This is a genomic window from Cardinium endosymbiont cEper1 of Encarsia pergandiella, from assembly GCF_000304455.1.
Classification (GTDB): domain Bacteria; phylum Bacteroidota; class Bacteroidia; order Cytophagales; family Amoebophilaceae; genus Cardinium.
Window position 1 is genome coordinate 1 of record NC_018606.1, and the last position, 22,638, is coordinate 22,638.

General features: G+C 33.1%; 20 protein-coding genes and 1 pseudogene. 6 read left to right on the top strand and 15 right to left on the bottom strand.

Annotation, left to right across the window (positions count from 1 at the left end):
- Nucleotides 1–203: 203 nt before the first annotated feature.
- Nucleotides 204–1,178, bottom strand: a complete 975-nt coding sequence (locus tag AL022_RS03915; RefSeq protein ID WP_014934881.1) for an IS110 family RNA-guided transposase — start codon at nt 1,176–1,178, stop codon at nt 204–206.
- Nucleotides 1,179–1,430: 252 nt separating this feature from the next.
- On the opposite strand from AL022_RS03915, the gene AL022_RS03920 reads away from it, so the two are divergent.
- Nucleotides 1,431–2,375: an Rpn family recombination-promoting nuclease/putative transposase gene (locus AL022_RS03920; protein ID WP_014934981.1), complete on the top strand. Its 945-nt coding sequence runs from the start codon at nt 1,431–1,433 to the stop codon at nt 2,373–2,375.
- Between the two features lie 53 nt (nt 2,376–2,428).
- On the opposite strand, the pseudogene AL022_RS03925 reads toward AL022_RS03920, so the two are convergent.
- Nucleotides 2,429–2,875: pseudogene (locus AL022_RS03925) on the bottom strand (COG3415 family protein); the annotation flags it as partial.
- Entirely contained in the window at nt 2,868–3,380 is a 513-nt protein-coding gene (locus tag AL022_RS03930; RefSeq protein ID WP_014934983.1) for a tyrosine-type recombinase/integrase, read from the bottom strand. The gene AL022_RS03930 and the pseudogene AL022_RS03925, both read right to left, overlap by 8 nt.
- 347 nt (nt 3,381–3,727) lie before the next feature.
- On the opposite strand from AL022_RS03930, the gene AL022_RS03935 reads away from it, so the two are divergent.
- Nucleotides 3,728–4,711, top strand: a complete 984-nt coding sequence (locus AL022_RS03935; RefSeq protein ID WP_014934984.1) for an Rpn family recombination-promoting nuclease/putative transposase — start codon at nt 3,728–3,730, stop codon at nt 4,709–4,711.
- A 76-nt stretch (nt 4,712–4,787) separates the two neighbouring features.
- Here the strand turns inward: AL022_RS03935 and AL022_RS03940 are convergent, their stop codons facing one another.
- Complete coding sequence (locus AL022_RS03940; RefSeq protein ID WP_014934985.1) at nt 4,788–5,495, bottom strand: IS6 family transposase; 708 nt, start codon at nt 5,493–5,495, stop codon at nt 4,788–4,790.
- Nucleotides 5,496–6,016: 521 nt separating this feature from the next.
- On the opposite strand from AL022_RS03940, the gene AL022_RS03945 reads away from it, so the two are divergent.
- The 3 genes from AL022_RS03945 (at nt 6,017) to AL022_RS04630 (ending at nt 8,397) form a co-directional block, all read left to right on the top strand.
- A complete protein-coding gene (locus AL022_RS03945; protein ID WP_014934986.1) occupies nt 6,017–6,808 on the top strand; it encodes an ankyrin repeat domain-containing protein in 792 nt (263 codons plus the stop codon).
- Between the two features lie 630 nt (nt 6,809–7,438).
- Nucleotides 7,439–7,864: an IS110 family transposase gene (locus AL022_RS04625; RefSeq protein WP_014934989.1), complete on the top strand. Its 426-nt coding sequence runs from the start codon at nt 7,439–7,441 to the stop codon at nt 7,862–7,864.
- Nucleotides 7,865–7,917: 53 nt separating this feature from the next.
- Nucleotides 7,918–8,397 carry a transposase gene (locus AL022_RS04630; RefSeq protein WP_148269075.1) on the top strand — a complete coding sequence of 160 codons (480 nt, stop codon included), beginning with the start codon at nt 7,918–7,920 and terminating at the stop codon, nt 8,395–8,397.
- Nucleotides 8,398–8,635: 238 nt separating this feature from the next.
- On the opposite strand, the gene AL022_RS03960 is transcribed toward AL022_RS04630, so the two are convergent.
- Nucleotides 8,636–9,295 (bottom strand): recombinase family protein, encoded by a 660-nt coding sequence (locus AL022_RS03960; RefSeq protein ID WP_014934962.1) that lies wholly within the window; start codon nt 9,293–9,295, stop codon nt 8,636–8,638.
- A 276-nt stretch (nt 9,296–9,571) separates the two neighbouring features.
- On the opposite strand from AL022_RS03960, the gene AL022_RS03965 reads away from it, so the two are divergent.
- A complete protein-coding gene (locus AL022_RS03965) occupies nt 9,572–10,567 on the top strand; it encodes an Rpn family recombination-promoting nuclease/putative transposase (RefSeq protein ID WP_014934991.1) in 996 nt (331 codons plus the stop codon).
- Between the two features lie 124 nt (nt 10,568–10,691).
- Here AL022_RS03965 and AL022_RS03970 read toward each other — a convergent pair whose 3' ends face one another.
- The 10 genes from AL022_RS03970 to AL022_RS04020 all read right to left on the bottom strand — a co-directional run bounded on the left by AL022_RS03970 (nt 10,692) and on the right by AL022_RS04020 (nt 22,567).
- Nucleotides 10,692–11,663, bottom strand: a complete 972-nt coding sequence (locus AL022_RS03970) for an ankyrin repeat domain-containing protein (RefSeq protein ID WP_014934992.1) — start codon at nt 11,661–11,663, stop codon at nt 10,692–10,694.
- Nucleotides 11,664–12,652: 989 nt separating this feature from the next.
- Nucleotides 12,653–13,549: a conjugative transposon protein TraM gene (gene traM, locus AL022_RS03980; RefSeq protein WP_014934994.1), complete on the bottom strand. Its 897-nt coding sequence runs from the start codon at nt 13,547–13,549 to the stop codon at nt 12,653–12,655.
- Nucleotides 13,550–13,566: 17 nt separating this feature from the next.
- Nucleotides 13,567–14,370 carry a hypothetical protein gene (locus AL022_RS03985; protein WP_014934995.1) on the bottom strand — a complete coding sequence of 268 codons (804 nt, stop codon included), beginning with the start codon at nt 14,368–14,370 and terminating at the stop codon, nt 13,567–13,569.
- Nucleotides 14,357–15,058 carry a hypothetical protein gene (locus AL022_RS03990; protein ID WP_014934996.1) on the bottom strand — a complete coding sequence of 234 codons (702 nt, stop codon included), beginning with the start codon at nt 15,056–15,058 and terminating at the stop codon, nt 14,357–14,359. The genes AL022_RS03985 and AL022_RS03990 overlap by 14 nt, the downstream gene beginning before the upstream one ends.
- A gap of 97 nt (nt 15,059–15,155) precedes the next feature.
- Nucleotides 15,156–16,052, bottom strand: coding sequence for an ankyrin repeat domain-containing protein (locus AL022_RS03995; protein WP_014934997.1), 897 nt, complete (start codon nt 16,050–16,052; stop codon nt 15,156–15,158).
- Between the two features lie 5 nt (nt 16,053–16,057).
- On the bottom strand, nt 16,058–16,843 hold the full coding sequence (locus AL022_RS04000; RefSeq protein ID WP_014934998.1) for a hypothetical protein: 786 nt from the start codon (nt 16,841–16,843) through the stop codon (nt 16,058–16,060).
- Nucleotides 16,836–19,289: a VirB4 family type IV secretion system protein gene (locus AL022_RS04005; protein WP_014934999.1), complete on the bottom strand. Its 2,454-nt coding sequence runs from the start codon at nt 19,287–19,289 to the stop codon at nt 16,836–16,838. Before AL022_RS04005 ends, AL022_RS04000 begins: the two co-directional genes overlap by 8 nt.
- Nucleotides 19,267–19,590 (bottom strand): hypothetical protein, encoded by a 324-nt coding sequence (locus AL022_RS04010; RefSeq protein ID WP_014935000.1) that lies wholly within the window; start codon nt 19,588–19,590, stop codon nt 19,267–19,269. Before AL022_RS04010 ends, AL022_RS04005 begins: the two co-directional genes overlap by 23 nt.
- A gap of 8 nt (nt 19,591–19,598) precedes the next feature.
- Nucleotides 19,599–19,841, bottom strand: coding sequence for a hypothetical protein (locus tag AL022_RS04015; RefSeq protein ID WP_014935001.1), 243 nt, complete (start codon nt 19,839–19,841; stop codon nt 19,599–19,601).
- A 149-nt stretch (nt 19,842–19,990) separates the two neighbouring features.
- A complete protein-coding gene (locus AL022_RS04020; protein WP_014935002.1) occupies nt 19,991–22,567 on the bottom strand; it encodes a hypothetical protein in 2,577 nt (858 codons plus the stop codon).
- Between the last annotated feature and the right edge of the window lie 71 nt (nt 22,568–22,638).

Consider the following 22,638-nt stretch of genomic DNA (forward strand, 5'->3'; position numbering starts at 1 on the left):
TAGAATTTAAAACACATAAAATATTTTACACAGTTAAATGGACAGAGCCGCTTAACGAACTATGTTAATAAGCAAATTTTTTGTTAGAAAAATATTTCGTTTTTAAGTTTTATTTTGATTATAATTATAATTTATATTGATAATCAAATAATAGATTTATAATCTGTTGATTTATGGACTATCATATTTTCTTTCTGACCACACTAAGGGTTAGCCTTGAGTTTAGATAGATGTCCATCTACATAAAAAGTATGGTCTCTCATAATAGCAAATACCTGTCTAATAAGTTTATTAGCTACAGCAATAAGAGCCACTTTACCAGGTTTCCCTCTTTCTTTTAACCTTTCATAAAAGTCTTTACAGGACTTATTAAAGCGTATAGCTGACCAAGAAGCTATATAGAGCAAAGAACGCAATTGCGGGTTCCCATGACGATTAATATGACCTTTTTTTCTTACCGATGAGCCTGAATGCTCATAAATAGGTGCCAAACCGACATATTTAGAGAACTGTTTAGCGCTTTCAAAATGATTACCTCCACCAGTGGAAACGATAAGTTCCATAGTGGTTCTATCGCCAATCCCTTTAATAGAGCTAATGCGTTTATAGAGATCCTGATAAGTTTCCTGTGTAATAGAAAGCATTTGTTGCTCTAATATAACTATTTGTTCTTCCAAATAGGATATAGTTTGTTTGACCATAGTCAAAGATACAGTGTCTGGTTTAGGCAACACACTAAAAGACTCTAGCAAGTTATAACACATTGTCAATTGTTTCTTCAACTGAGCAAAAAGTGTTTTTTGTTGCTTTAAGGCTTGTATACTGGCTAAAGGCATTTTGTAGGGTTTAGGCTCCATCTTTGATCCATACAGAGAAATAAGTTCCGCATCTACCTTGTCAGTTTTCGTTATATGGTTCACTACCTTAGTAAAGTGTTTGATCTGCTTAGGGTTAATAACCGAAACAGATAGGTCAGCTTCTAAAAGCATCTTTACTAATAAACAACCATAGTTGCCAGTCGCCTCTAAAACACAGTGATCTAAGCATTTATCAAGTTTAGACAAAAAGATTGCAATGCCATTTGGATCGTTCTTATACGTAGCCGTAGTATAGCCTTTACCTTTAGGGAAAGCAGCTACAAAACTACTTTTTGCTATATCGATGCCTATGTATTTCATATCATTAGATGTTTGTATTAAATTGATTCATCTCATGAACTATCGTCGCACACACGGGCTTTAATGGCCAGCGAACTATTCAGTTTTTAAGATGAAAAGAGCTGGGGGCTAAACGTTAAGCGCGGTATCTAATACCAGGTACAATGCGACCTTATTCCAGCTCTTTAATAAGATAGTCTTATTTAATACAAACGTACGACGTAAAAAGTTATTATATTGAATGTTGTAATTGATATCTCTTTTGTATCCCTAATGGTAACTTCAAAGTTTTTAAGTCCCAAGAACGACGTAGCCTTTCGTAAGATATTTGGTAGCGAAAAGCATAAAGATATTCTTATCCACTTTATCAATGATGTGCTCAATTTAAAGGCCTCAGATAAGGTTGAAAAAGTTACATTCTTATCCACGATTCAGGATCCAGATATTGCATATAAGAAAGAAAGTGTAGTAGATGTGTTATGCACAGACCAGTATGGGAAGCAAATAATAGTAGAGATGCAGGTTTCCCCTCAAAAGGGTTTTGAAAAAATAGCCCAGTATTATGCCTCTAAGGCCTATTCGAGGCAACTCAGCTCAGGCCAAGAATTAGGAGGTAGATACCAAGATCTTAAAGCAGTGATCTTTATAGCTATTACGGATTATGTTATATTTCCTGATAAAAAAGATTATATATCTAATCATGTTATTCTAGACTCAAAAACGTATGAAAGAGATTTAAAAGACTTTTCATTCACTTTTATAGAGTTACCAAAATTTAATATTAGTTGTATAGAAGGACTTTCTACTATTATAGAAAAGTGGTGTTACTTTTTTAAGCATGCTCCTTCTACCAGCGAAGAAGACCTAAAAAAACTAATAGGCTCTGATTTAGTTATCCAACGCGCCTATGAAGCGTTAAATAGATTCAACTGGTCAGAAAAAGAATTGTTTACCTATGAACAAGAGATCAAGCGCATCATGGATAATCAGGCAGTAGAAGATTACATGAAACAAAAATCTAGAGAAGAGGGTAGAGAAGAGGGTAGAGAAGAGGGTAGAGAAGAAGGTATCCGAATAGGGGAAGAAAAAGGTAAACGAGAGGGAGAAAAAGAGAAAGCTCTTTCTATAGCCAAGGCTATGCTTAAAGATGGCTTCCAGTTAGATAAGGTAATGTTATTTACTGGACTATCTAAGTATGATATTCAGTCTATTATATAATATATTTTGCTCTGTCCATTTAAATAGACAGAGCCGTTTGCCTAGTACCCTTAATAGCCTATACCTNTACCTTTAAAGGTACCCACATAATAAGTGTCTTGACAACCTAAATAACCAGGATGTGCCGTATCTATTTCTCCANATGATTCTTGTTCATTTTTACGTCTTTCTAAGGCTGATAACTGGGATTCAGTCAAAACAAGACCATCTTCAGCCATCTTGGATTCCAAANCTTTAAGACGTTTCTTTATATTATTTAAGTCATTGCGTAACCAGATAGATCTTACGCCTCCAGGAGAAACAAGTATACCTTCCTGCTTTAACTCGTTTGATACCCTAAGTTGACCATATGCTGGATAATCTATGGCCATATCTATTACTGATTGTTCTATCTTAGGATCTACTCTATTAGCTAATATAGGTTTCTTGCGACTTATCTCATGTAGGGCATCCTGACCACCTAGTTCATATAAGGACTTAAAACGATAATAGCTATTCCTCCATAACATGTGCATCTGTAAAATTGAGATAGATTGCTGTGGTCATTAGTCTATCGTGTCCAAGTATCTTTTGTACGGATGCCAACGATATTCCTTTTTGGAGTGCTAAAGTGGCAAAAGTATGACGCAAGACATGAGGACTAACTTCTTGTGTTATTTTTGCTGTGTTAGCAATCTGTTTAATAATTTTTTGAACTTGCCTTATTCCAACAGGCCAGGCATTATGAATTGCGAAATAATGCTCAAGCAATGTTTGAACGCGCTTAGACATGGGGACCACTCTTTTTTTAGATTTTTTCCCATACGGCCCACCTTTACCAGAAACACGAATTGCCTTTTGTTGCCATAGGATTTGTTGTGGAGTAAGCCCACATAATTCGGAAACTCTTAATCCTGTATCTAATAACGTCCAGACGATTAATTTTTCTTGAACCGTTTCACAAGCTTGACAGAGCCGATCCGCTTCTTCGGATCTTAAAGGTTCTCTTACATATTGATACACCATTGCCTGATATTTCTTTTAAGTTCGTAAAGAGTTAAAATTTACGAATTTAATTCGTTATTTATAACATAACTTAATACTTTATATTAAGTAAAATGTAACAGATAATGAATGATAAAAACTTTATTATGGGTTAAAGAATTTTTCTTGATAGTTCGTCTTATAAGATGGAACGCGAATTTATCAAGCATTTAAATAACGATCGTTTGATGAGACAAACAATTGATCAAATATTAAATCTTATTCATAAACCATATTGTACTAAAAAACTAGGATAAAAAAAATCTGTATATTGTAGGGTACAAATAGCTTATATAGCTCTGATTTCCGACAAATAGATATGATATTTTATGGAAAAAATTACACCGAAAGTAGATTTAGCCTTCAAGAAAATATTTGGCGTAGAAGAAAATAAGGATTTGCTTATTGAGTTGATCAACGCTACGGTCTCTCCAGCAGATCAGGTAGTAGATGTTACGTTATTAAATCCTTATAACCCGAAAAATTTTAGAAGCGACAAACTATCTATTCTAGATATTAAAGCTTTAAGTGAAACTGGTAAAAGGTTTAATATAGAGATCCAAATCACAGATGAAGCAGATTATGATAAACGCGCTTTATATTATTGGGCTAAGTTATATACAGATCAATTAAAGGTATCTCAAGGTTATTCTAAGTTGAATAAAGCAATAGGAATTCATATTCTTAACTTTATTTCTATAGCAGATAATAAAAAGTATCATAACGTCTTTCGTATTACAGAAAAAGAGAGCGGTATACCTTATTTTCATGATGTGGAATTGCATACAATAGAGTTAACCAAGTTCAGTAAAGATCCAGATGAGAATCTGACCAGTTTATTGGAAAAAATCAAAACATCACTAGATATCTGGACGGCTTTTCTTACGCGTCATGATTTACTGAATAAGGATAACTTACCTGGTCCCTTAGCAATCCCGAGCCTTAAAAAGGCCTTACATGTTTTAGATACGTTAAACTTCACGGATGAAGAAAGAATGGCTTATGAGGATCACTTGAAATGGTTACTCATAGAAGCCAACACAGTGGAAAAATATAGACAAGAAGGAGAAGAAAAAGGTAGACAAGAGGGCAGAGAAGAAGGTAGACAAGAGGGTAGAGAAGAAGGTAGACAAGAGGGTAGAGAAGAAGGTAGGAAAGAAGGTAGACAAGAAGGTATCCGAATAGGGGAAGAAAAGGGTGAAAAAGAGAAAGCTTTTTCTATAGCCAAGGCTATGCTTCTCAAGGGTTACTCTATGGAAGAGATTACGATTCTTACCCGACTATCTAAAACTGATATTCAGGATATTATGTAATAATGTATATATAACGGCTCTGTCGCATCTGTATTTAATTTTGTATAGTCCTCTCCCTTGTCTTGAATTTTGGATATTATTCGGACATAAGTTTGGCAAAGTTCTCAAAAGTAGATTCTTGTTTTTTAGCTCCTATTAATTGTCCTTTTTGAATGATTCTAATGTTTTCTATTCCTGTNATGGTAATGTTAGCCGAATGGAAACTCTTAAATCCCAACATAGGTTTTATCCGTTTTTTGATAAACCTATGATCTTGTTCGACTCTATTNTTCAAGTATTTATTTTGAAATATTTGAATCTTGTGATCTTGATCTAGTTCTGTATTTAATGCATCAAGTGCAGCTTTATTACTACCGCTTTTGTCAACTACCACTTTGGATGGAGTGTTATTATCTTTGATAGCCTTACGAAAAAAATAAAGAGCTGCAGACTTGTCTCTACGTTCACTTAGAAAAAAATCAACTGTATCTCCATAACGATCTACTGCTCTATATAAATAAATCCACTTACCATTTAGTTTNACGTAAGTTTCATCCATTCTCCAGCTACTACCAACTGGGCGTTTTCTTTTTCTTACTTCTTGATCTATGAGTGGAATGAACTTAATGACCCACCTTTGTAAGGTAGAGTGATCAATCTTTGCACCTCTTGTATGCATCATTTCTTCTAGATCTCTATAGCTTAAAGAAAAACGACATTTCATGTAGACAAATAACAAGATTAACTCGGGTGAAGAACAAAATCCTTTAAAATAGGGCAATAATCTATGAGTAATAGTAAACATTTTGGTCAATTTTTGACTAAAATTAATAAAATAATCGCTCCATTACTACAGATGCGACAGAACCTATAAGGACTTCTATCGCCTTGCTTATTCCGTCTTTACATATATCTTTTTTTTTCATCTATTTTAAGTGTTATCATTTAGGTAAATATAAACCCTAAAAAATATTTACACACTTATAAAGACAGACTCGCGACAGAACCAAAATTTATATCAAAAATCTATTTTTAATATTTTTTTTACATATTTTACAAACGCGATAGAACCCAAATTCGACAGAACCAAAATTAGTACTTGAAAAAAATAATCAAATCGCATATATTAAAAACATGACTNACAACCTAGACTTAACTGACAACTATAAACTATAATTTTTTATTTCCTGTCAGATTAAATCTCAACTACTACACGCTATTATTAAAAGTAAAATAGAGAGAAATAAAAGGTTTAAAAATAAATAGAATGTAATATTTATATAAATAAATCATTCTACTTAAAATAAGTATTCAACTATAATTTATATGAGAAAAATAAGGAGTAAAGTATTTCTATCTATTGGTCTATTAAGTTTAAGCACTTTTTCTTCTTGTACCAATACAAGACAATCAATGAACCAAAGTAAAGAAGAGCAAGGACTGCTCAAAAAAATTAGCAGAGGAAGACCGACTGCAGGAAATATGAGAAGAGTCTATAACAGTAACCCGAAAAAAATGATTTGTTTAGCAGCAACAGGAGTAGCTACGATTCTTGGTTCTGCTGGAGTAGGAGCCTATTATTTTTCAAACATGTCATCAGAAGGATCGAATATAGATGGGTTTAATAATACTAATTTTACGACTATATCTCCTTACCACTATGAATCATCAACTCCAGGTACATTCAACGAAACCGGTTGGAATAGTAATGATTCTACAGGTTCACAAGTAGCATACAGCGCACACGAACCATCAAGTACAACGATTCCTAATGAAACTTTTTTAACTACAACTGAAAAAATAGACGTTAAACTTATAGATTCTGCACTAGAAAACGATGCTAATGTTAATGAAAAAAATATTGATGGAGTGGCCCCTATTCACATTGCAGCATATACAAACAATATAGAAAAATTCAAATTGTTGTTGAAAAATCCATATATCAATGTCAATCAAGATAGTCGTCTAGGTACCCCCCTTATAATTGCACTAGAAATAGGTAATGAAGAAATGATTCAATTATTATTGAACCATCCAGATATTAACGTTAACGAGAAAAATAGTTATAAAGAATACCCATTCATGCAGCAGCATACTATTGTCGTCCATCAAATCTAGAATTGCTACTAAAAGACAAAAGAGTTATGCTTAATGTAACGGATAGTTCTAACAAAAAAGCTCTTGATATCGCCGAAAAAAGGTGTAATCCATTATGTGTTAATCTATTAAAAGAAGCAGAAAAAAACAGATCTACTATTTTAGGAGGAAGTGTTCAATACACTGTGTTAAGTACTTAAAAAAGTTATAATTCGTAGTAGTCAATATTTAATCTGACAGGCATTAAATATTGACTACTAGATTTAATTCTATTTTAGATTAGTTATGAATTCTTATTTTTATGTTATAGCGTACTATAAATATCTATATAATAGACTGAATATCAGAATAATGTAGTCCGGTAATAAGCATTATATCTTCTATAAAGTAGCCTTTAGAAAGCATGAGTCTGTCTTTATGGGGTCAACTTGGATATGGGGAATTATTGTACGTCGTACGTTTGTATTAAATAAGACTATCTTATTAAAGAGCTGGAATAAGGTCGCATTGTACCTGGTATTAGATACCGCGCTTAACGTTTAGCCCCCAGCTCTTTTCATCTTAAAAACTGAATAGTTCGCTGGCCATTAAAGCCCGTGTGTGCGACGATAGTTCATGAGATGAATCAATTTAATACAAACATCTAATGATATGAAATACATAGGCATCGATATAGCAAAAAGTAGTTTTGTAGCTGCTTTCCCTAAAGGTAAAGGCTATACTACGGCTACGTATAAGAACGATCCAAATGGCATTGCAATCTTTTTGTCTAAACGTGATAAATGCTTAGATCACTGTGTTTTAGAGGCGACTGGCAACTATGGTTGTTTATTAGTAAAGATGCTTTTAGAAGCTGACCTATCTGTTTCAGTTATTAACCCTAAGCAGATCAAACACTTTACTAAGGTAGTGAACCATATAACGAAAACTGACAAGGTAGATGCGGAACTTATTTCTCTGTATGGATCAAAGATGGAGCCTAAACCCTACAAAATGCCTTTAGCCAGTATACAAGCCTTAAAGCAACAAAAAACACTTTTTGCTCAGTTGAAGAAAACAATTGACAATGTGTTATAACTTGCTAGAGTCCTTTTAGTGTGTTGCCTAAACCAGACACTGTATCTTTGACTATGGTCAAACAAACTATATCCTATTTGGAAGAACAAATAGTTATATTAGAGCAACAAATGCTTTCTATTACACAGGAAACTTATCAGGATCTCTATAAACGCATTAGCTCTATTAAAGGGATTGGCGATAGAACCACTATGGAACTTATCGTTTCCACTGGTGGAGGTAATCATTTTGAAAGCGCTAAACAGTTCTCTAAATATGTCGGTTTGGCACCTATTTATGAGCATTCAGGCTCATCGGTAAGAAAAAAAGGTCATATTAATCGTCATGGGAACCCGCAATTGCGTTCTTTGCTCTATATAGCTTCTTGGTCAGCTATACGCTTTAATAAGTCCTGTAAAGACTTTTATGAAAGGTTAAAAGAAAGAGGGAAACCTGGTAAAGTGGCTCTTATTGCTGTAGCTAATAAACTTATTAGACAGGTATTTGCTATTATGAGAGACCATACTTTTTTATGTAGATGGACATCTATCTAAACTCAAGGCTAACCCTTAGTGTGGTCAGAAAGAAAATATGATAGTCCATAAATCAACAGATTATAAATCTATTATTTGATTATCAATATAAATTATAATTATAATCAAAATAAAACTTAAAAACGAAATATTTTTCTAACAAAAAATTTGCTTATTAACATAGTTCGTTAAGGCTCTATCTATATTATTAAATAGCTTGATTTAGAAAGATTTTAGGATATTAATTTTTATTAAAAAGTTAAAAGTTTTTTTGCTCATCTGTTAAATTATTTAGTATATTCAACCGTTGAATACGACATATCTGTGCCTTGCTGTACCCGGTAGCATATGCAGTTTCCTGTATACTTAGTTTTTTGACATGTCTATAGTATATAACTTTCTTGTGTCTCTCATGATCAGCCTTCTTTCCTTTATATTTACCCTGTTCATGTGCTTTTTTTATTCCTTGTTTTTGCCTATTTAGACGGCTTATCCAATCTTTATAAGACATTGTGGCCATTAGATCAATAATCATATTATTGATAGAGGAAATTACGGCCCGTGTTACTGGATCATTTTTTTCTGGTTGTTGTTTATCTAACGCTTGCCAAGAGGTAGGTATATCCAGACTAACAATTCTGAGTTGATGTTGTTGAATCTTTTTTTTTAGTGTTTCCCAGTCACTGTTTGTTAACCTGGTTAATCGGTCCATTTGCTCTATCAGTAAGATATCATTTGGATGACTATCGGTTAATAACCGTGCTAATTCTGGTCTTTCCAGTTTTGTTCCACTAATATTTTCACGATAGTAACTGGCGATTTTATATCCTCTTTCGTGCACAAACTGATCCATTATATCTTTTGCTCGATCAGCAGACTGATCTTTTGTTGATGCTCTCAAATAAGCTCTTATGAACATGTTTTGATTAGTTAAATTATCTCATATAAATTATATCATTGGATCTATCGCATATAGGTTATCTCATTAATGCNATAATGTTNTATTTTGATTATCTCATTGAGGTACACCCTTAGGAGATAAAGATTTACATAAAGATTAATCTATAAAATAATTATCAATCTACATTTTACATAACATATTAAGGAGATGGGTTCTTTCTCATGATGGTAAAGAATTATAAGAAATATTGATATTTTTACTATTGATAACTTGATCTCGTCATATACTGATCGAATGCGTAAGGAAGATAACAAAACCAAGGATAAAGAAAATATATTAGATAAGCCTCATGATCAGGTATTTAAGAATACTTTTTGTAATAAAGAGGCAATGCTAGATTTTTTATCAGCNAACCTTCCTTCTGATCTACTTTCTAGAATAGATAAAGAATCATTAGAGTTAACNAATAAGAGTTTCGTAGATCCAGTTGGNAGANGAGGAGAATCTGATTTAGTCTTCAAAACCAATATAAATGGTAATCCTGGTTACCTGTACATTTTAGCAGAACATCAATCTAGTGAAGATCTTTATATGGGTCTTCGCTTTATGGAGTACAACGTTCAATTGTTGAGACAACATCTAAAAGAGCATGGAAATGTACCCCTTCCAGTTATACTAAACATCTGTGTTTATAGCGGAAACAAGCCCTATAAAGGTTCAAACAGATTATTTGATCTTTTTTCGGATCCTGAGTTATCTAAAACTTGTATGTTTGATAGCTTTCATTTAGTTGACTTATATAGTACCTCAGAAGATGAACTGATTAGTTATAAAAGAGGTGCTTTTGCAGCTATGGTTCTAAAGCAAGGTATCTATAGAGATTTTACGCAATGGTTTTCTGATCGTATCGGTTTAATTGTAGAATTTCTAGAAAAAGATTACATTAGTTACGCGGATGCAGTATTTTTATATATGTTGAAAGTAGATGATAACCCAAATTTACTGGAAACAATAAAAAACGCTAACCCAAAATTAAAGAATATAGCCATGTCTGTAGCTGAAAGATTAATACAACAAGGAGAACAAAAAGGTAGACAAGAAGGTAGACAAGAAGGTAGACAAGAAGGTAGACAAGAAGGTAGACAAGAAGGTAGACAAGAAGGAATCCGAATAGGGGAAGAAAAGAGTAAGTTAGAAATAGCTAAAACAATGCTTTCCAAAGGCTACTCTATAGAAGATATAATGCTTATTACCGGACTACATTATTCTGATATTCAGTCTATTATATAGATATTTATAGTACGCTATAACATAAAAATAAGAATTCATAACTAATCTAAAATAGAATTAAATCTAGTAGTCAATATTTAATGCCTGTCAGATTAAATATTGACTACTACGAATTATAACTTTTTTAAGTACTTAACACAGTGTATTGAACACTTCCTCCTAAAATAGTAGATCTGTTTTTTTCTGCTTCTTTTAATAGATTAACACATAATGGATTACACCTTTTTTCGGCGATATCAAGAGCTTTTTTGTTAGAACTATCCGTTACATTAAGCATAACTCTTTTGTCTTTTAGTAGCAATTCTAGATTTGATGGACGACAATAGTATGCTGCTGCATGAATAGGGTATTCTTTATAACTATTTTTCTCGTTAACGTTAATATCTGGATGGTTCAATAATAATTGAATCATTTCTTCATTACCTATTTCTAGTGCAATTATAAGGGGGGTACCTAGACGACTATCTTGATTGACATTGATATATGGATTTTTCAACAACAATTTGAATTTTTCTATATTGTTTGTATATGCTGCAATGTGAATAGGGGCCACTCCATCAATATTTTTTTCATTAACATTAGCATCGTTTTCTAGTGCAGAATCTATAAGTTTAACGTCTATTTTTTCAGTTGTAGTTAAAAAAGTTTCATTAGGAATCGTTGTACTTGATGGTTCGTGTGCGCTGTATGCTACTTGTGAACCTGTAGAATCATTACTATTCCAACCGGTTTCGTTGAATGTACCTGGAGTTGATGATTCATAGTGGTAAGGAGATATATTCCTAAAATTAGTATTATCAAACCCAGCTATATTCGATACTTCTGATGAAATGTTTGAATAAGCACAGACTGCTAATCCAGAAACACCAAGAATCGTAGCTACTCCTGTTGCTGCTAAACAAATCATTTTTTTCGGGTTACTGTTATAGACTCTTCTCATATTTCCTGCAGTCGGTCTTCCTCTGCTAATTTTTTTGAGCAGTCCTTGCTCTTCTTTACTTTGGTTCATTGATTGTCTTGTATTGGTACAAGAAGAAAAAGTGCTTAAACTTAATAGACCAATAGATAGAAATACTTTACTCCTTATTTTTCTCATATAAATTATAGTTGAATACTTATTTTAAGTAGAATGATTTATTTATATATATATTATATCCTACTTATTTTTAAACCTTTTATTTCTCTCTATTTTACTTTTAATAATAGCATTTCTCAAGTCTTTACTTAGCTTTTGATTATATACTTTTGCAATAGCATCCTTATCTTCTTTAGAAACCTCTTCTGAGGCAGCTTCAATCCTACTAATCCGCTCTACCAATTTGCCCATATCTAAAATGTTTTTGTTTTTAATGGATTCTAGTTGGAAATACTTTACTGGATCATCTTTGTATAACTTAGAAGATAGGATCTTATCGATATTTTTATTTTGAACTTCTAAGCTTTTGATTTGGGCTTGATAGGGACCAATTAGCTTATTGTTCCTTTCCTTAGCAGCCGTTTTAATCTGATCTGAACGACGTAATTCTTGATCTATTTCTTTACAACGGGCATTTAAACTTTTGGGAATATTAGCACCCATGAAATTACTACTTCTATTGGTGAAATCATCTATGTTTCCTAACAATACTTTTTCTCTATAGCATGAAAATGAACAATCTCGTTTTATATCTNTTGTACAATCTAAATCAGGTATATATGAACTTGGATCTAAACTAATACCACTGATTTGCTCTGATATACCCGCTAATACTTTACCATATTTAGCATCAGAGACATCTTGAAGTAATTCAGCTCCCTGTTTTCTAATTCTATTGGCTTCTTCTACACTTTCTTTTAATTTTTGCATGCTTTGAGCCGCGTCTTTCATTTTTTCTAAAAAGTTTTTAGAGGTTGAAACTTGTTCTTCCATCAACTCAGCTGTTTTCTCTTCTGCAGATAAACCTAAAAGCTTTTTTACAGCACCTCCACCAGGAATGACATCGCAAGCTGCACTTAATCCTGACTTGATTTTATCACCTATACCTGCGTGAGCAATTACAGGAAATAAGAGACATAAACACAATAAACTATATTTTTTTAACTTGTTCATTTTTTTATGGGTTTAAGGAGTACTTTTCTTCTGTTTTCTAAGGTTACTTTAGGTTCCTTTTTCATAGCCTTCAAGGCATCTATTGCACTAGAGCTGATCTCCTGTATCCAGGAATTACTGCTACTACTAGCTGCTTTGCTCAGTAACTTATCTTGGGCACTATCTATAAATGGATATAAGTTTTCTACCAGTAAGCCTAAGGTATAGTCTGTGTCATATAAAGCTATAGAAACCTCAAGCGTGGTCTTACCAAATACAGCTGTCTCTAATTTAGACAATACGCGCTCTTTACCAAAGGCCACTACTCCATATAATAAAGCCCCTTTCGGTATCTTTTTGCCTTGGTAAGTAAAAGCCTCTTTTACCAGTATGATAATACTTCTGCCATGTTTGAGATTTTGGGTACCATACAAACAACCTGATATAAAACTAGTTGATACACAATCCTTAGATTTTTTACTCCCTTTTATTTCAACGTATCCAGGGAAATAGTTTGGTTCTAAAGGAGAAACAATCTGTTTTTCAACTATTTTTGTTTTTTTAACTACTTTTTTAGGCGTAACCTTAACTTTTTTAGCTTCTTTAACAGGTTCTGGTTGAACGACTACTGGGTCAACTTTAGCTACTTCCTCTTTTTTTTGAACCGTTTGAAGCATGTTTTGAAATAAGGTACAACTTTTTTGATTTGATTTAGATTTACCTATATTCTTTATCCGCTCATTGGTTTCTTCAGTGATCGATAAAGGACCTGATGGCTTGAGTAGCTTACTTTCTTTAGGAGGAGGGGCTACAAAAAAGTCATTCCAGCTCTTTTCTTTTTTTATATCTTTTAACACCACAACAACTAATCCGAAAAGACCAACTACTCCATAAAATATTTTGTTTATTTTCATGAAAGCAAATCCTAAACTTATTTAGCCTCTTCCCTAAAACAAGGCAGGTTCGTCAATAAGTTGCTAGAGAGATTTATACTTAAATCTCTACGACCTTGTTTTTCTTCAAAACGAATCAGCATACCAGATTTATCTGCTTTATATTCTAGTACAAAAGTCATACATTCTGTATGGCCAGGTTCTACTACTACTCGTTTAGGCTTTAAAATAATGGGAATAGGAGTTTTCTCTTTTTGGTTTACTAAAAAATAGGATTTGCCTAATTTATAGCTATAGGGAGAACGATTTTCAAGGACAAACTTTAAAATAATGGCATCTCCTGTGCTCATGGCGTTTACTAACGTACAACTAACTTTTTGTTTGGTTTGAGAAAAGCGTCTAATCGTTTGAGGGGCTTTTTCTAGGTAAGCTAACGCTTCCGTTAATAATTCCGTTAAAGGTTCTTCTATATCCGATTTTTCGGATGATTCTATCCCTTTAATATTATCATTGGTAAGATCATACATGGGTTGTATAGCTGCATCATAGCTAATTGTACCATAGAAGGCATTGAGCCTTTCATTCTTTTTTCCTTCGTTGTCTATATAAAATATAGTAATATTGGTTTTACTGGTACCAGGATGCTTGGCTCTGATGTGTAGGAATCTGCCTTTTTCCTTAAATACATACTCTTGATTGCCACTACCAAAGTAAACGGTATCAATGCTACCTCTTAAGGCGATAAAAGTAGGATGTTGGTCTGATACTTTTATATTTACTGCTAAAGTAGGAACATAAGCCATTAACCATATACAAAATAGTAAAAAGCTATTTTTTTTCATCGTTTATGAATGTTAACTGTGTTATCATTAGCCCATAAGGATTTTTACTACATCTAGCTGTTATGGCCATCTCTAATTCAATACCTTGATGGTAGCTATGGGTTTTTATATCCCCCTGGCTACTTAAATACTTTAAATCGGTTTTAAAGTATAGTTGGGTCCTATAGGGATAAGATGTAGTATCAGTAAATACTTTATCTATATGCACCGTGGTAACCCCATTAGACTCTTTATATACTTGAAATAAACTATCATCAGAAAATAGTTTTTTTAAGGTGATCCTAGACTCATTGCTCATAACCGTTAAAGCTCTTTCAATGTTTTCTTTGTAGTTGTTTTCGCTATGGGCAAAGCTATCTTGGATAAATCGAATGGAAAAGTTTTCTAGTTCAAAAGATTCTCTAGCTATATCATTAGGATTTTCTTTTTTTATGCCAGCATGGGTACCTGTATTGGTAACAAAATAGACTAAATCAGTTCTATTTTGTTTAAAGACCAAATACCCTAAAAAACATGACAAACCGCCTAAGGATATGGCTAAAAAGATTACTAAAAAGCGCAATAGGCTAATGTTCTTCCCATAATGGTAGCTGTTTAACTGGCGAATAGAAGAAGTGTCTACCGATATATTACCTGTATTATCTGTCATGGTTTTATTGATTGGTTGTATGGCCACTAGTAGCACCATGTTATTTCAATAATGCAACTATTTATTTGTGACCATTTTCTATCTGATATTATACATCAATATTTAACATAAGCTATTTGTTTTGTATGCATAATGATTAGTATTTATTGATACTACATACCCTAAAAGCACCATGTTTTTTTAATAACTTCATCATATTTTTATCATCTTTTACGAATGCTAAATCAAGAGGGGTTTCGAATAAACTAGTTAGTTCATTAATATTAGATTTAAATCTTGAATCATTCACTAAAATTTCCACTATTTGTAAATGACTGTTTTGTACTGCAAAATGAAGCATAGTACGGTCAAAATATTTTTCATCTCCCTGAATGTCTTGATTTTTCAGTAACTCTTTTACTATTTTTGTATAACCTTTTTCTACTGCAATATAAAATGGAATACAGCCATATTTATCTTTTTCATTGACTTGAATGCTTGAATCATTCACTAACGCTTTCACTACTTTTACACGATTTGATGCTGACGCTAAATGAAGTGGAGTACTTTCATATTTATTTTTTTCATTAATATTAGCTCCATTATTGAGTAATTCTTTTACCACTTCTAGATGACCATTTTTTGATGCATAATGAAGTGGAGTCCACCTCGCTATATTTTTTGCATTGACATTAGCTCCGTTATTGAGTAATTCTTTTACCACTTTTACATGACCGTTTTCTGATGCATAATGAAGTGGAGATGATTCATATATATTTTGTACATCTACGTCAATATCTCCATTTTTTAGTAATGATTTAACTTCTTCAATATTACCGGACAACGCTGCAAAATGCAGAAAGGTTCCAGAACCTAAATTTTTAATAGGTATATAACCAGTTTTTATTTGATTTTTAAATGAATCTAATCCGATTTTATTACTATTCATTTCATATCTAGCTAACTTACCACAAGAAGAAATAAACAAAAGACAGGTAAATATTCCTGATATTACAATAGAAGATTTAAAATATGATGTATATTTTTTACGCATAATGATTATATTTTATTGTTTAGTTTTGGTAAAAACCTTTTTCCATAGGATATAAGTTGGTGTGTGTTAGATACACCCAAAGCAAATAGACTGTTTCCTATTGTATTGCCTATATATAAGGAAGTTAATGGACCTACCATTGTATAGAGTAGGCAAGTACTAATACCGGAAGATACGTCTAAAGTAACAAGCGCATAATCTATTAAATCAATAGTAAACCCCCACATTAAAAAGGATATCACCATATTGAGCCAATAGCTGGCTATCGTGCTAAAATTGCCTGGTAGTAGACTAGAAGCAATAGCTAAAGGGCCTACTTGAAGGGAAAATATAAGTGCTTGATGCCTAAATCTGGTAGTGGCAAAACATAACACGCCTGATAGGCAGTTTAAGGAACAATTAGCAAGGGTGGACCAGCCACTCTTAATCCATTCCCAGATACTAAAGGTACTATCTTTATCGCTAGATGTAGCATCAGGATCAGCCAAAGCCGTCCAATCAAATTGTTCCATGAGCAAGGCGGTTAACTTGTCTAACAACTGAAATATATTTACATAATATTGCAGCCATAAAAAGGTAACGATTAGGGTTAAAACACTGGTGTAAGCATATTTTATTAACTGCGTACTGTCTAAGTGATTTTGAAAGTAACCCACTATCAAACGAACCAATAAAAAAATTGGTAATAGCTGTTTGGAAAGAGTAATCATTTTAATAATGGTTGCATCAACCGCTACATTTTGTACAGTAGAGTTAACCGAGGAAGATAAGATGGATTCAAAATTAGCCATGACGTTCCTTTTTAGTTTGATAGACCCATTCTATGATACCATCTTTAATCGATCCATATTGTTTAGTCAAGGCAGCAATCTTATTTCTTTCCGATGGATTAGAGGTCAACATAGCGTATTCCCAAGGAGATGTTTCTAATAGCCATACATGGCTATGACTCATTTCTTTAATGAATATTTCTCTAAAGCCATCTGGTCCATTCTGACGACGAAGACTGGCATATTTTTCCATATCTAAGTCATTCATACCTAAAAATGCTCCTATCTCTTCTCTACTAGAGGCTTTTTCATTGTATAGTAGGATAAAGGTAGCCGCATTGTTTTTAATGGCGCTAGCTATCTTAGATGATTTGATCTCCCCAATGTCTTGCGTAATGATGCGAATCGAAGTTTTGGTTTTTCTGCCTTTTCGGTAAAAAGCTTCTATATGTTCTCTAGAGGAGTCATCTAAAGTAGTCCAACCTTCTTCAATATCTATGAACTTAGTTTTATCTGGATATTTGGCTACCATTTCAAAAGCAAAGTCAAAGAGAATTTGTACCACCAATGGATAGAGTTTACTATTGCCTTTTATGGCCTCTAGCTCAAAACAAACTAAACTATGGTCTGATAGATAGTCTTGTGATAAAGCATTAAAATGCTCTTTGTAGATTCGATGGGAAAAAGGCTTTAAAACAATAAAAAACTCTTGAAAAGGGAACAACTGTTCGTTTTTGATATCTGATATATCTTTCCCATTTGTTTCTACCAATACTTTTAAATAGTCGTAAAACCCTGTTAGGGTAGGGATTACTTTGCTTTGTAAGTTTTGATAATAGCTGCTAATCCATTCAGATAGTAAGGATTTTTCTACCTCATTCATTGGGTTTTCGTTGAGATTTCCCTTCCACATCTTGCCAATGAGTTGTACTAAAAAGATAATCTTACTGCTATCTGGTAGATATTTACCTTCTGGATTGGGTGCAAACAAAAATGGATTTAAGCTTAAAGATTTTTCTGCAGTGAGTTCAATATACTTTCCGCCTAAAGATTGAAATAAATGGCGATAGGTTCCTCCACTGTCTATGACAATAACGATATGGCCTAACTCAAATCTATCTTTGATCATCTTGCCATTAAAAAAAGATTTACCAGATCCTGAAGGGCCAAATATAAAGGCATTCTGGTTGTCTAACTCGGCATTAAATGGGTTTAAATAGATAGGTTCTTTGTATCTATTGGCTAACAAAACGCCTTCTGTATAGCCTGTGAAAGGAGTAGTGCTGTTCATATGGGCTACAGCTGAGTATAGGGGAATAGGGAAACGCCTATAGGTTTGATTGCCATTTCCTGGTAAGGCTGTACAAAATAAGTTAGCGGTATCTATGGTTTCTAAGTAACTCTTCATACCTATTTGGGCAAATGCAGCTTGCACTTGGGAACTATAGTCACGTAGGGTATCTACGTTACCTCTAGAAAAGGGTATTACCAACATCGATAAATAAACGATAGGTTCTTCTCTCTGACGAAGGGTTTGTTCAAAGTCAGACATTTCACTACGGATCTGTCTGATGTTTTTAAGTTTTCTTTCATCTAGTTTAGTAGCTTCACTCCAGGCAAAGGAATTGAAGTGGCTTTTTAAGAAGAATTCAGAGTCTATCTGACGAATAACTCTAGAAATGATATGGGGGAAGTTTAGACCTCTACCTAAGCCCTCTGTTAAAGGAGCACAACCCCCTCCGTTATGGCCAAATTTATCCAGTACGGTATGGTTAAGTTGATAGGAACTTTCCGTTAAGGAGACTACTTGTATCTTGTTAGGAGAAGATATTACATAATCCTTTTCTGGGACCAATCCACTCGTTATAATATCTTCAGGATCTAAAAAGTTTAAAGACAAGTATCTATGAACCAATCGGGAAAAATCTTTAGCCCCAAGCTGGGTTAAAGATAGATGAGACGATACACTTTGACGAAACTGTTGGGCATCCTTAGCAGCTAAGGTCAGTCGTTTCTCTAAACCAGAAAATGGATCATTCTTCCAATTTTGGGTTTCACTTCTACAATAAAAAGTAGATAAAGGTCCATAATTTTTATACAATCCAGGGAACGAAAGTATAAGGTAGGATTCATGGCGTAAGATAGGTCTACCTTCTGTGTGTTTTAACTTCTTTTCTACAAAGAAATCAATCTCATCACAGTCTATACCTGGGTTATGCCATTGGTCTGGGTAATAGATATCTACTTGTTGGATGAGGCTATCACAAGGCAATACCTTCATACTACTGGCTACTATAGTAGTCCAGTCTATATAATTTTGCTGGGTATATTGTTCTTGAAAGGATAAGTCTGATTTAAAAGGAACTGATATAGTTCCATCGGCAGCAACAGCCATATCCTGATGAAAATCTACAAAAGGGAATACACGTTCTAAACTTTCTTTTTTAGTCTTTTTTGAGAAAAACATTTAACCTAACTTTAAAGCAGGGGGTATCTTCTTTTAAATAAAAGAAATAGTAAGATAAAACACTTGATAACCAAGTAGGATTACTATTTTTTAGACATATTTTTACAAATATAGATAGGACTGGGACAGTGCATGCCAATGCAATGGTCCAGAGCCGGTTGTAGTGCAACCATTCTTCACAGTAGCAGGAAATAATATAGGCCATAATAGAAATGGCTAATACAGCCAAGGCTTCTGTTAAAGAGAAAGGTCCTAAAAAACCTTTCTCTTTTAAATAAGGGCTATTAACTAATTTTTGCATTAAACTATTTAGGTTATCTTAAAAAAGTTGGCAATCATATTGTATATCGGTTCAATAGATGAGAAAAATACAATGGCCCCTATCCAATGGAGTAATTCGTAAAAAACACAGCCTTTGTCTCTGCCAACATGATATAAATAGGCCAGTCTAACGCAGCCTACTACAGATAACAGTTTAGCAATCAACTTTAATAAATCGTAGCCACTTTTAATCCAGTCATTCAATGAAGTTCCTATATCTAGTAATACCATAGATATTTTATTGATTTTGTGATTAATATGTACATATCTTACGTAACCTTATACATCCTTACTGCGTAAGGATTCTATTCCCACTAGATTAAAAAAGTAGAACTAATGGGAAAGAATTAATGTTTATTTTCAATGGGTTAAAAGTAAATCTAGTCTGAGTCAGAATCTGAAGAATATGATTTAGGATCTGAATCATATTCATAATTTGAACCAAGCTCTGCTCGCGCTACTTTTTCTTGTATTTTGCTTAATACTTCATCTTTTTCATACATTTCTTTCTTGTTTTCTATGCAGGGGTCGTTTAGAACTCCTATTTTAGCGTCTAAAAACTCAAAATGTGCTTCCGCTCTTTTATGTTTCTTCTCTATATGATTAATCCAACGACGTAATGCCTTATCATTTTTATATATATACTTATCTAGATTTTTTATCTCTTCTTGTCTTAATTTTCTTTCATTTTCTATAGATCGATATATCTCTTTTTTATGTATTTCTCTCATGTCTCGTTCAGATGACATTGATTGTAGTACAGAGGAAATACTAGACTCTCTCGTTTCTTGCTCGGATGATATAGACTGGTTTACAGTGGCTATAGCTGAAGTTCTGGTCTGTTGTTCGAATACTATTCTTTCATTTGTAGTTCTTTTAAACGCCTCTTCTTCAGTTGCTTGTCTGTTCTCTTCGTTTAACTTTTCTTGTGTTTTTATTCTTAATTCGGCAATCTTTCCGGGCAATCCCTCAAAATCGTTTACAATATCTTCCATACCTACTATTCCCCTACATAACTCAAATATATTTGACGAATTATTTATTTCTAATTCTATTTTATTGGTCCTTTCTGTACAATATTTTGAGCTGGGATTATCATCTATATCATCTATTGACGAATTCCATTCCAGTAACATTTTACTGGATAATTTTCTTTTGGTAATTCTATCCTCTGTAGATGATCTTAAAGTGTTCAAACGAGTGATCGATTCTGTTACACTATTTGTAACATTTGGATCATTTTTAATATAATCCATAACCTGACCTATCTTATAACATCTATTAATCCAGTTAGTACTTTCTTTTTCTAGAGCTTCTATAGATGCATATAAAAGGGTTCTATTACTATAATCTGGAGCCAATCTTCTATATAGATTTGAAGACTCAGTTTCTAGTGTACGTAACATCGAATCAAGCTTCTCAAATACAAAAATAGATAGATTAGAAGATGTCTTATGATGCGTACCATCCGGATGGATAATATCAAAATTTATTATTGGTGATTTTTTTATCAAGTTTATATCTATGCTAGACAGCTCAAAAGTGAATTCATTCTCTCCTAAAGAGAGTAAAATAGGATCCTTAATTGTTGCACCGGTAATCGTCTTTAATACCCCTTCTATACCTCTTGATAGACTATAACTATTTAGAACAAAATTTGCGTTTGAACCTGTATATGAGCAATTTACTGTTAATTTAATTGTTTTATTTACTATGGTGGATTCAACGCCTAAGGAAGGATCACTTATGACCAGCGGTCTTGAAAAGGTTACTTTACTGGAATCTCCTTTTGAATTCCTTAGGATAATAGAAGCTTGTACGTCTCCACTGTAGTGCAAAGGATCAAAAACCATTTCTATATTACCCTCTTTTAGAGGAGTACCGACTACCAATTCTTTACCATCTAATATAAATTTACCTCCATTCAGTTCTATGCTGTCTACATAGTAGTCTAACTCGTTTTCTTTGCCTGATAACGAAGTTATTCTAAGACTACATATGATCTCCTTAAATGGCAATAAAGATTCGTTGTTGGGTGGAAGTGTTATATGAGCAGTAAAATTTTGAACACGGTGTGATTCTACTTGGATAGGTAACGAAGCTTGCTTGCCAGTATACCCTTGTATGTTTTGAACCGTAAAAACTAATTTATGATTTCCAGAACTTTCTGGATTTGGAACATAATAAAATATGTTCTTACCAAAGTTAATAGGATCATTAATGGATAGTTTTTTCCTGACGCCATCTACTTCTGTATATACGTTCCCATCTCCTCCAAGGATATCTAACTTAGATATTTTATAGTTTTGTTTTGAAGCTAATAGGTTATCCGATTTTACAATCAGCTCTACTGGAATAGATTGATCTTCTATATACGCTACCGAATCATTGCTTTTAAGATCCAAACCATAACTCGGCTCGCCTAGCTCTATGGTACATTTTACCAGATCGCCATGCTCCTGATTTTCGTCTAAATCTAATACTTTTGCTGTTATATATATTTGATGCGAATGGCAATACTTATTACCTGATTCAGAAGAAGGAACATCTGGAATATACCATAACTTGGTGGTTCCCTGCCTTACTTTGATGCCATCTTTAAAGATTTTACTAAAATCCTTATCGTCTTTTTCGTTCCTTAAAGACAATTTACCTCTACCACCAACAATCCGAACATCTTTTATAATAACATTTATAAGTGATTCTGCAATTGGACTACTTCTTCTACTTTCAGGAATGGTTCTTTTATTCCATTCCGAATCGAATTTTACTTCTAAACACAAAGGAACCTTCTGAGAAAGTTCAGCGGGCTTATTATTTTCTATATTTAATTTTAAGACATATTTGGGGGACCAAGCATTGTCACGATCATAACTGCTAAAGTAATCGCTATTACACTTAAAACAAAGAGAAAAAAGTGCAATAATAAATAGACAAGAAAATTGTTTTTTATGCATATTTTTATAAAATTTTATTAACTTTAAATTGTATAATTATTTACTAATATTTATTATAAATAAATACTTCA

Bases quoted from the DNA above. Each gene is read 5' to 3' on its own strand.
- AL022_RS03945 (WP_014934986.1), top strand. From the start codon at position 6,017: ATGAGAAAAATAAGGAGTAAAGTATTTCTATCTATTGGTCTATTAAGT.
- AL022_RS03915 (WP_014934881.1), bottom strand. From the start codon at position 1,178: ATGAAATACATAGGCATCGATATAGCAAAAAGTAGTTTTGTAGCTGCT.
- traM (WP_014934994.1), bottom strand. From the start codon at position 13,549: ATGAAAATAAACAAAATATTTTATGGAGTAGTTGGTCTTTTCGGATTA.
- AL022_RS03930 (WP_014934983.1), bottom strand. From the start codon at position 3,380: ATGGTGTATCAATATGTAAGAGAACCTTTAAGATCCGAAGAAGCGGAT.
- AL022_RS04630 (WP_148269075.1), top strand. From the start codon at position 7,918: ATGGTCAAACAAACTATATCCTATTTGGAAGAACAAATAGTTATATTA.
- AL022_RS04000 (WP_014934998.1), bottom strand. From the start codon at position 16,843: ATGGCTAATTTTGAATCCATCTTATCTTCCTCGGTTAACTCTACTGTA.
- AL022_RS03990 (WP_014934996.1), bottom strand. From the start codon at position 15,058: ATGGTGCTACTAGTGGCCATACAACCAATCAATAAAACCATGACAGAT.
- AL022_RS04625 (WP_014934989.1), top strand. From the start codon at position 7,439: ATGAAATACATAGGCATCGATATAGCAAAAAGTAGTTTTGTAGCTGCT.
- AL022_RS04020 (WP_014935002.1), bottom strand. From the start codon at position 22,567: ATGCATAAAAAACAATTTTCTTGTCTATTTATTATTGCACTTTTTTCT.
- AL022_RS03995 (WP_014934997.1), bottom strand. From the start codon at position 16,052: ATGCGTAAAAAATATACATCATATTTTAAATCTTCTATTGTAATATCA.
- AL022_RS03970 (WP_014934992.1), bottom strand. From the start codon at position 11,663: ATGAGAAAAATAAGGAGTAAAGTATTTCTATCTATTGGTCTATTAAGT.
- AL022_RS03985 (WP_014934995.1), bottom strand. From the start codon at position 14,370: ATGAAAAAAAATAGCTTTTTACTATTTTGTATATGGTTAATGGCTTAT.
- AL022_RS04005 (WP_014934999.1), bottom strand. From the start codon at position 19,289: ATGTTTTTCTCAAAAAAGACTAAAAAAGAAAGTTTAGAACGTGTATTC.
- AL022_RS04010 (WP_014935000.1), bottom strand. From the start codon at position 19,590: ATGCAAAAATTAGTTAATAGCCCTTATTTAAAAGAGAAAGGTTTTTTA.
- AL022_RS03960 (WP_014934962.1), bottom strand. From the start codon at position 9,295: ATGTTCATAAGAGCTTATTTGAGAGCATCAACAAAAGATCAGTCTGCT.
- AL022_RS04015 (WP_014935001.1), bottom strand. From the start codon at position 19,841: ATGGTATTACTAGATATAGGAACTTCATTGAATGACTGGATTAAAAGT.
- AL022_RS03935 (WP_014934984.1), top strand. From the start codon at position 3,728: ATGGAAAAAATTACACCGAAAGTAGATTTAGCCTTCAAGAAAATATTT.
- AL022_RS03920 (WP_014934981.1), top strand. From the start codon at position 1,431: ATGGTAACTTCAAAGTTTTTAAGTCCCAAGAACGACGTAGCCTTTCGT.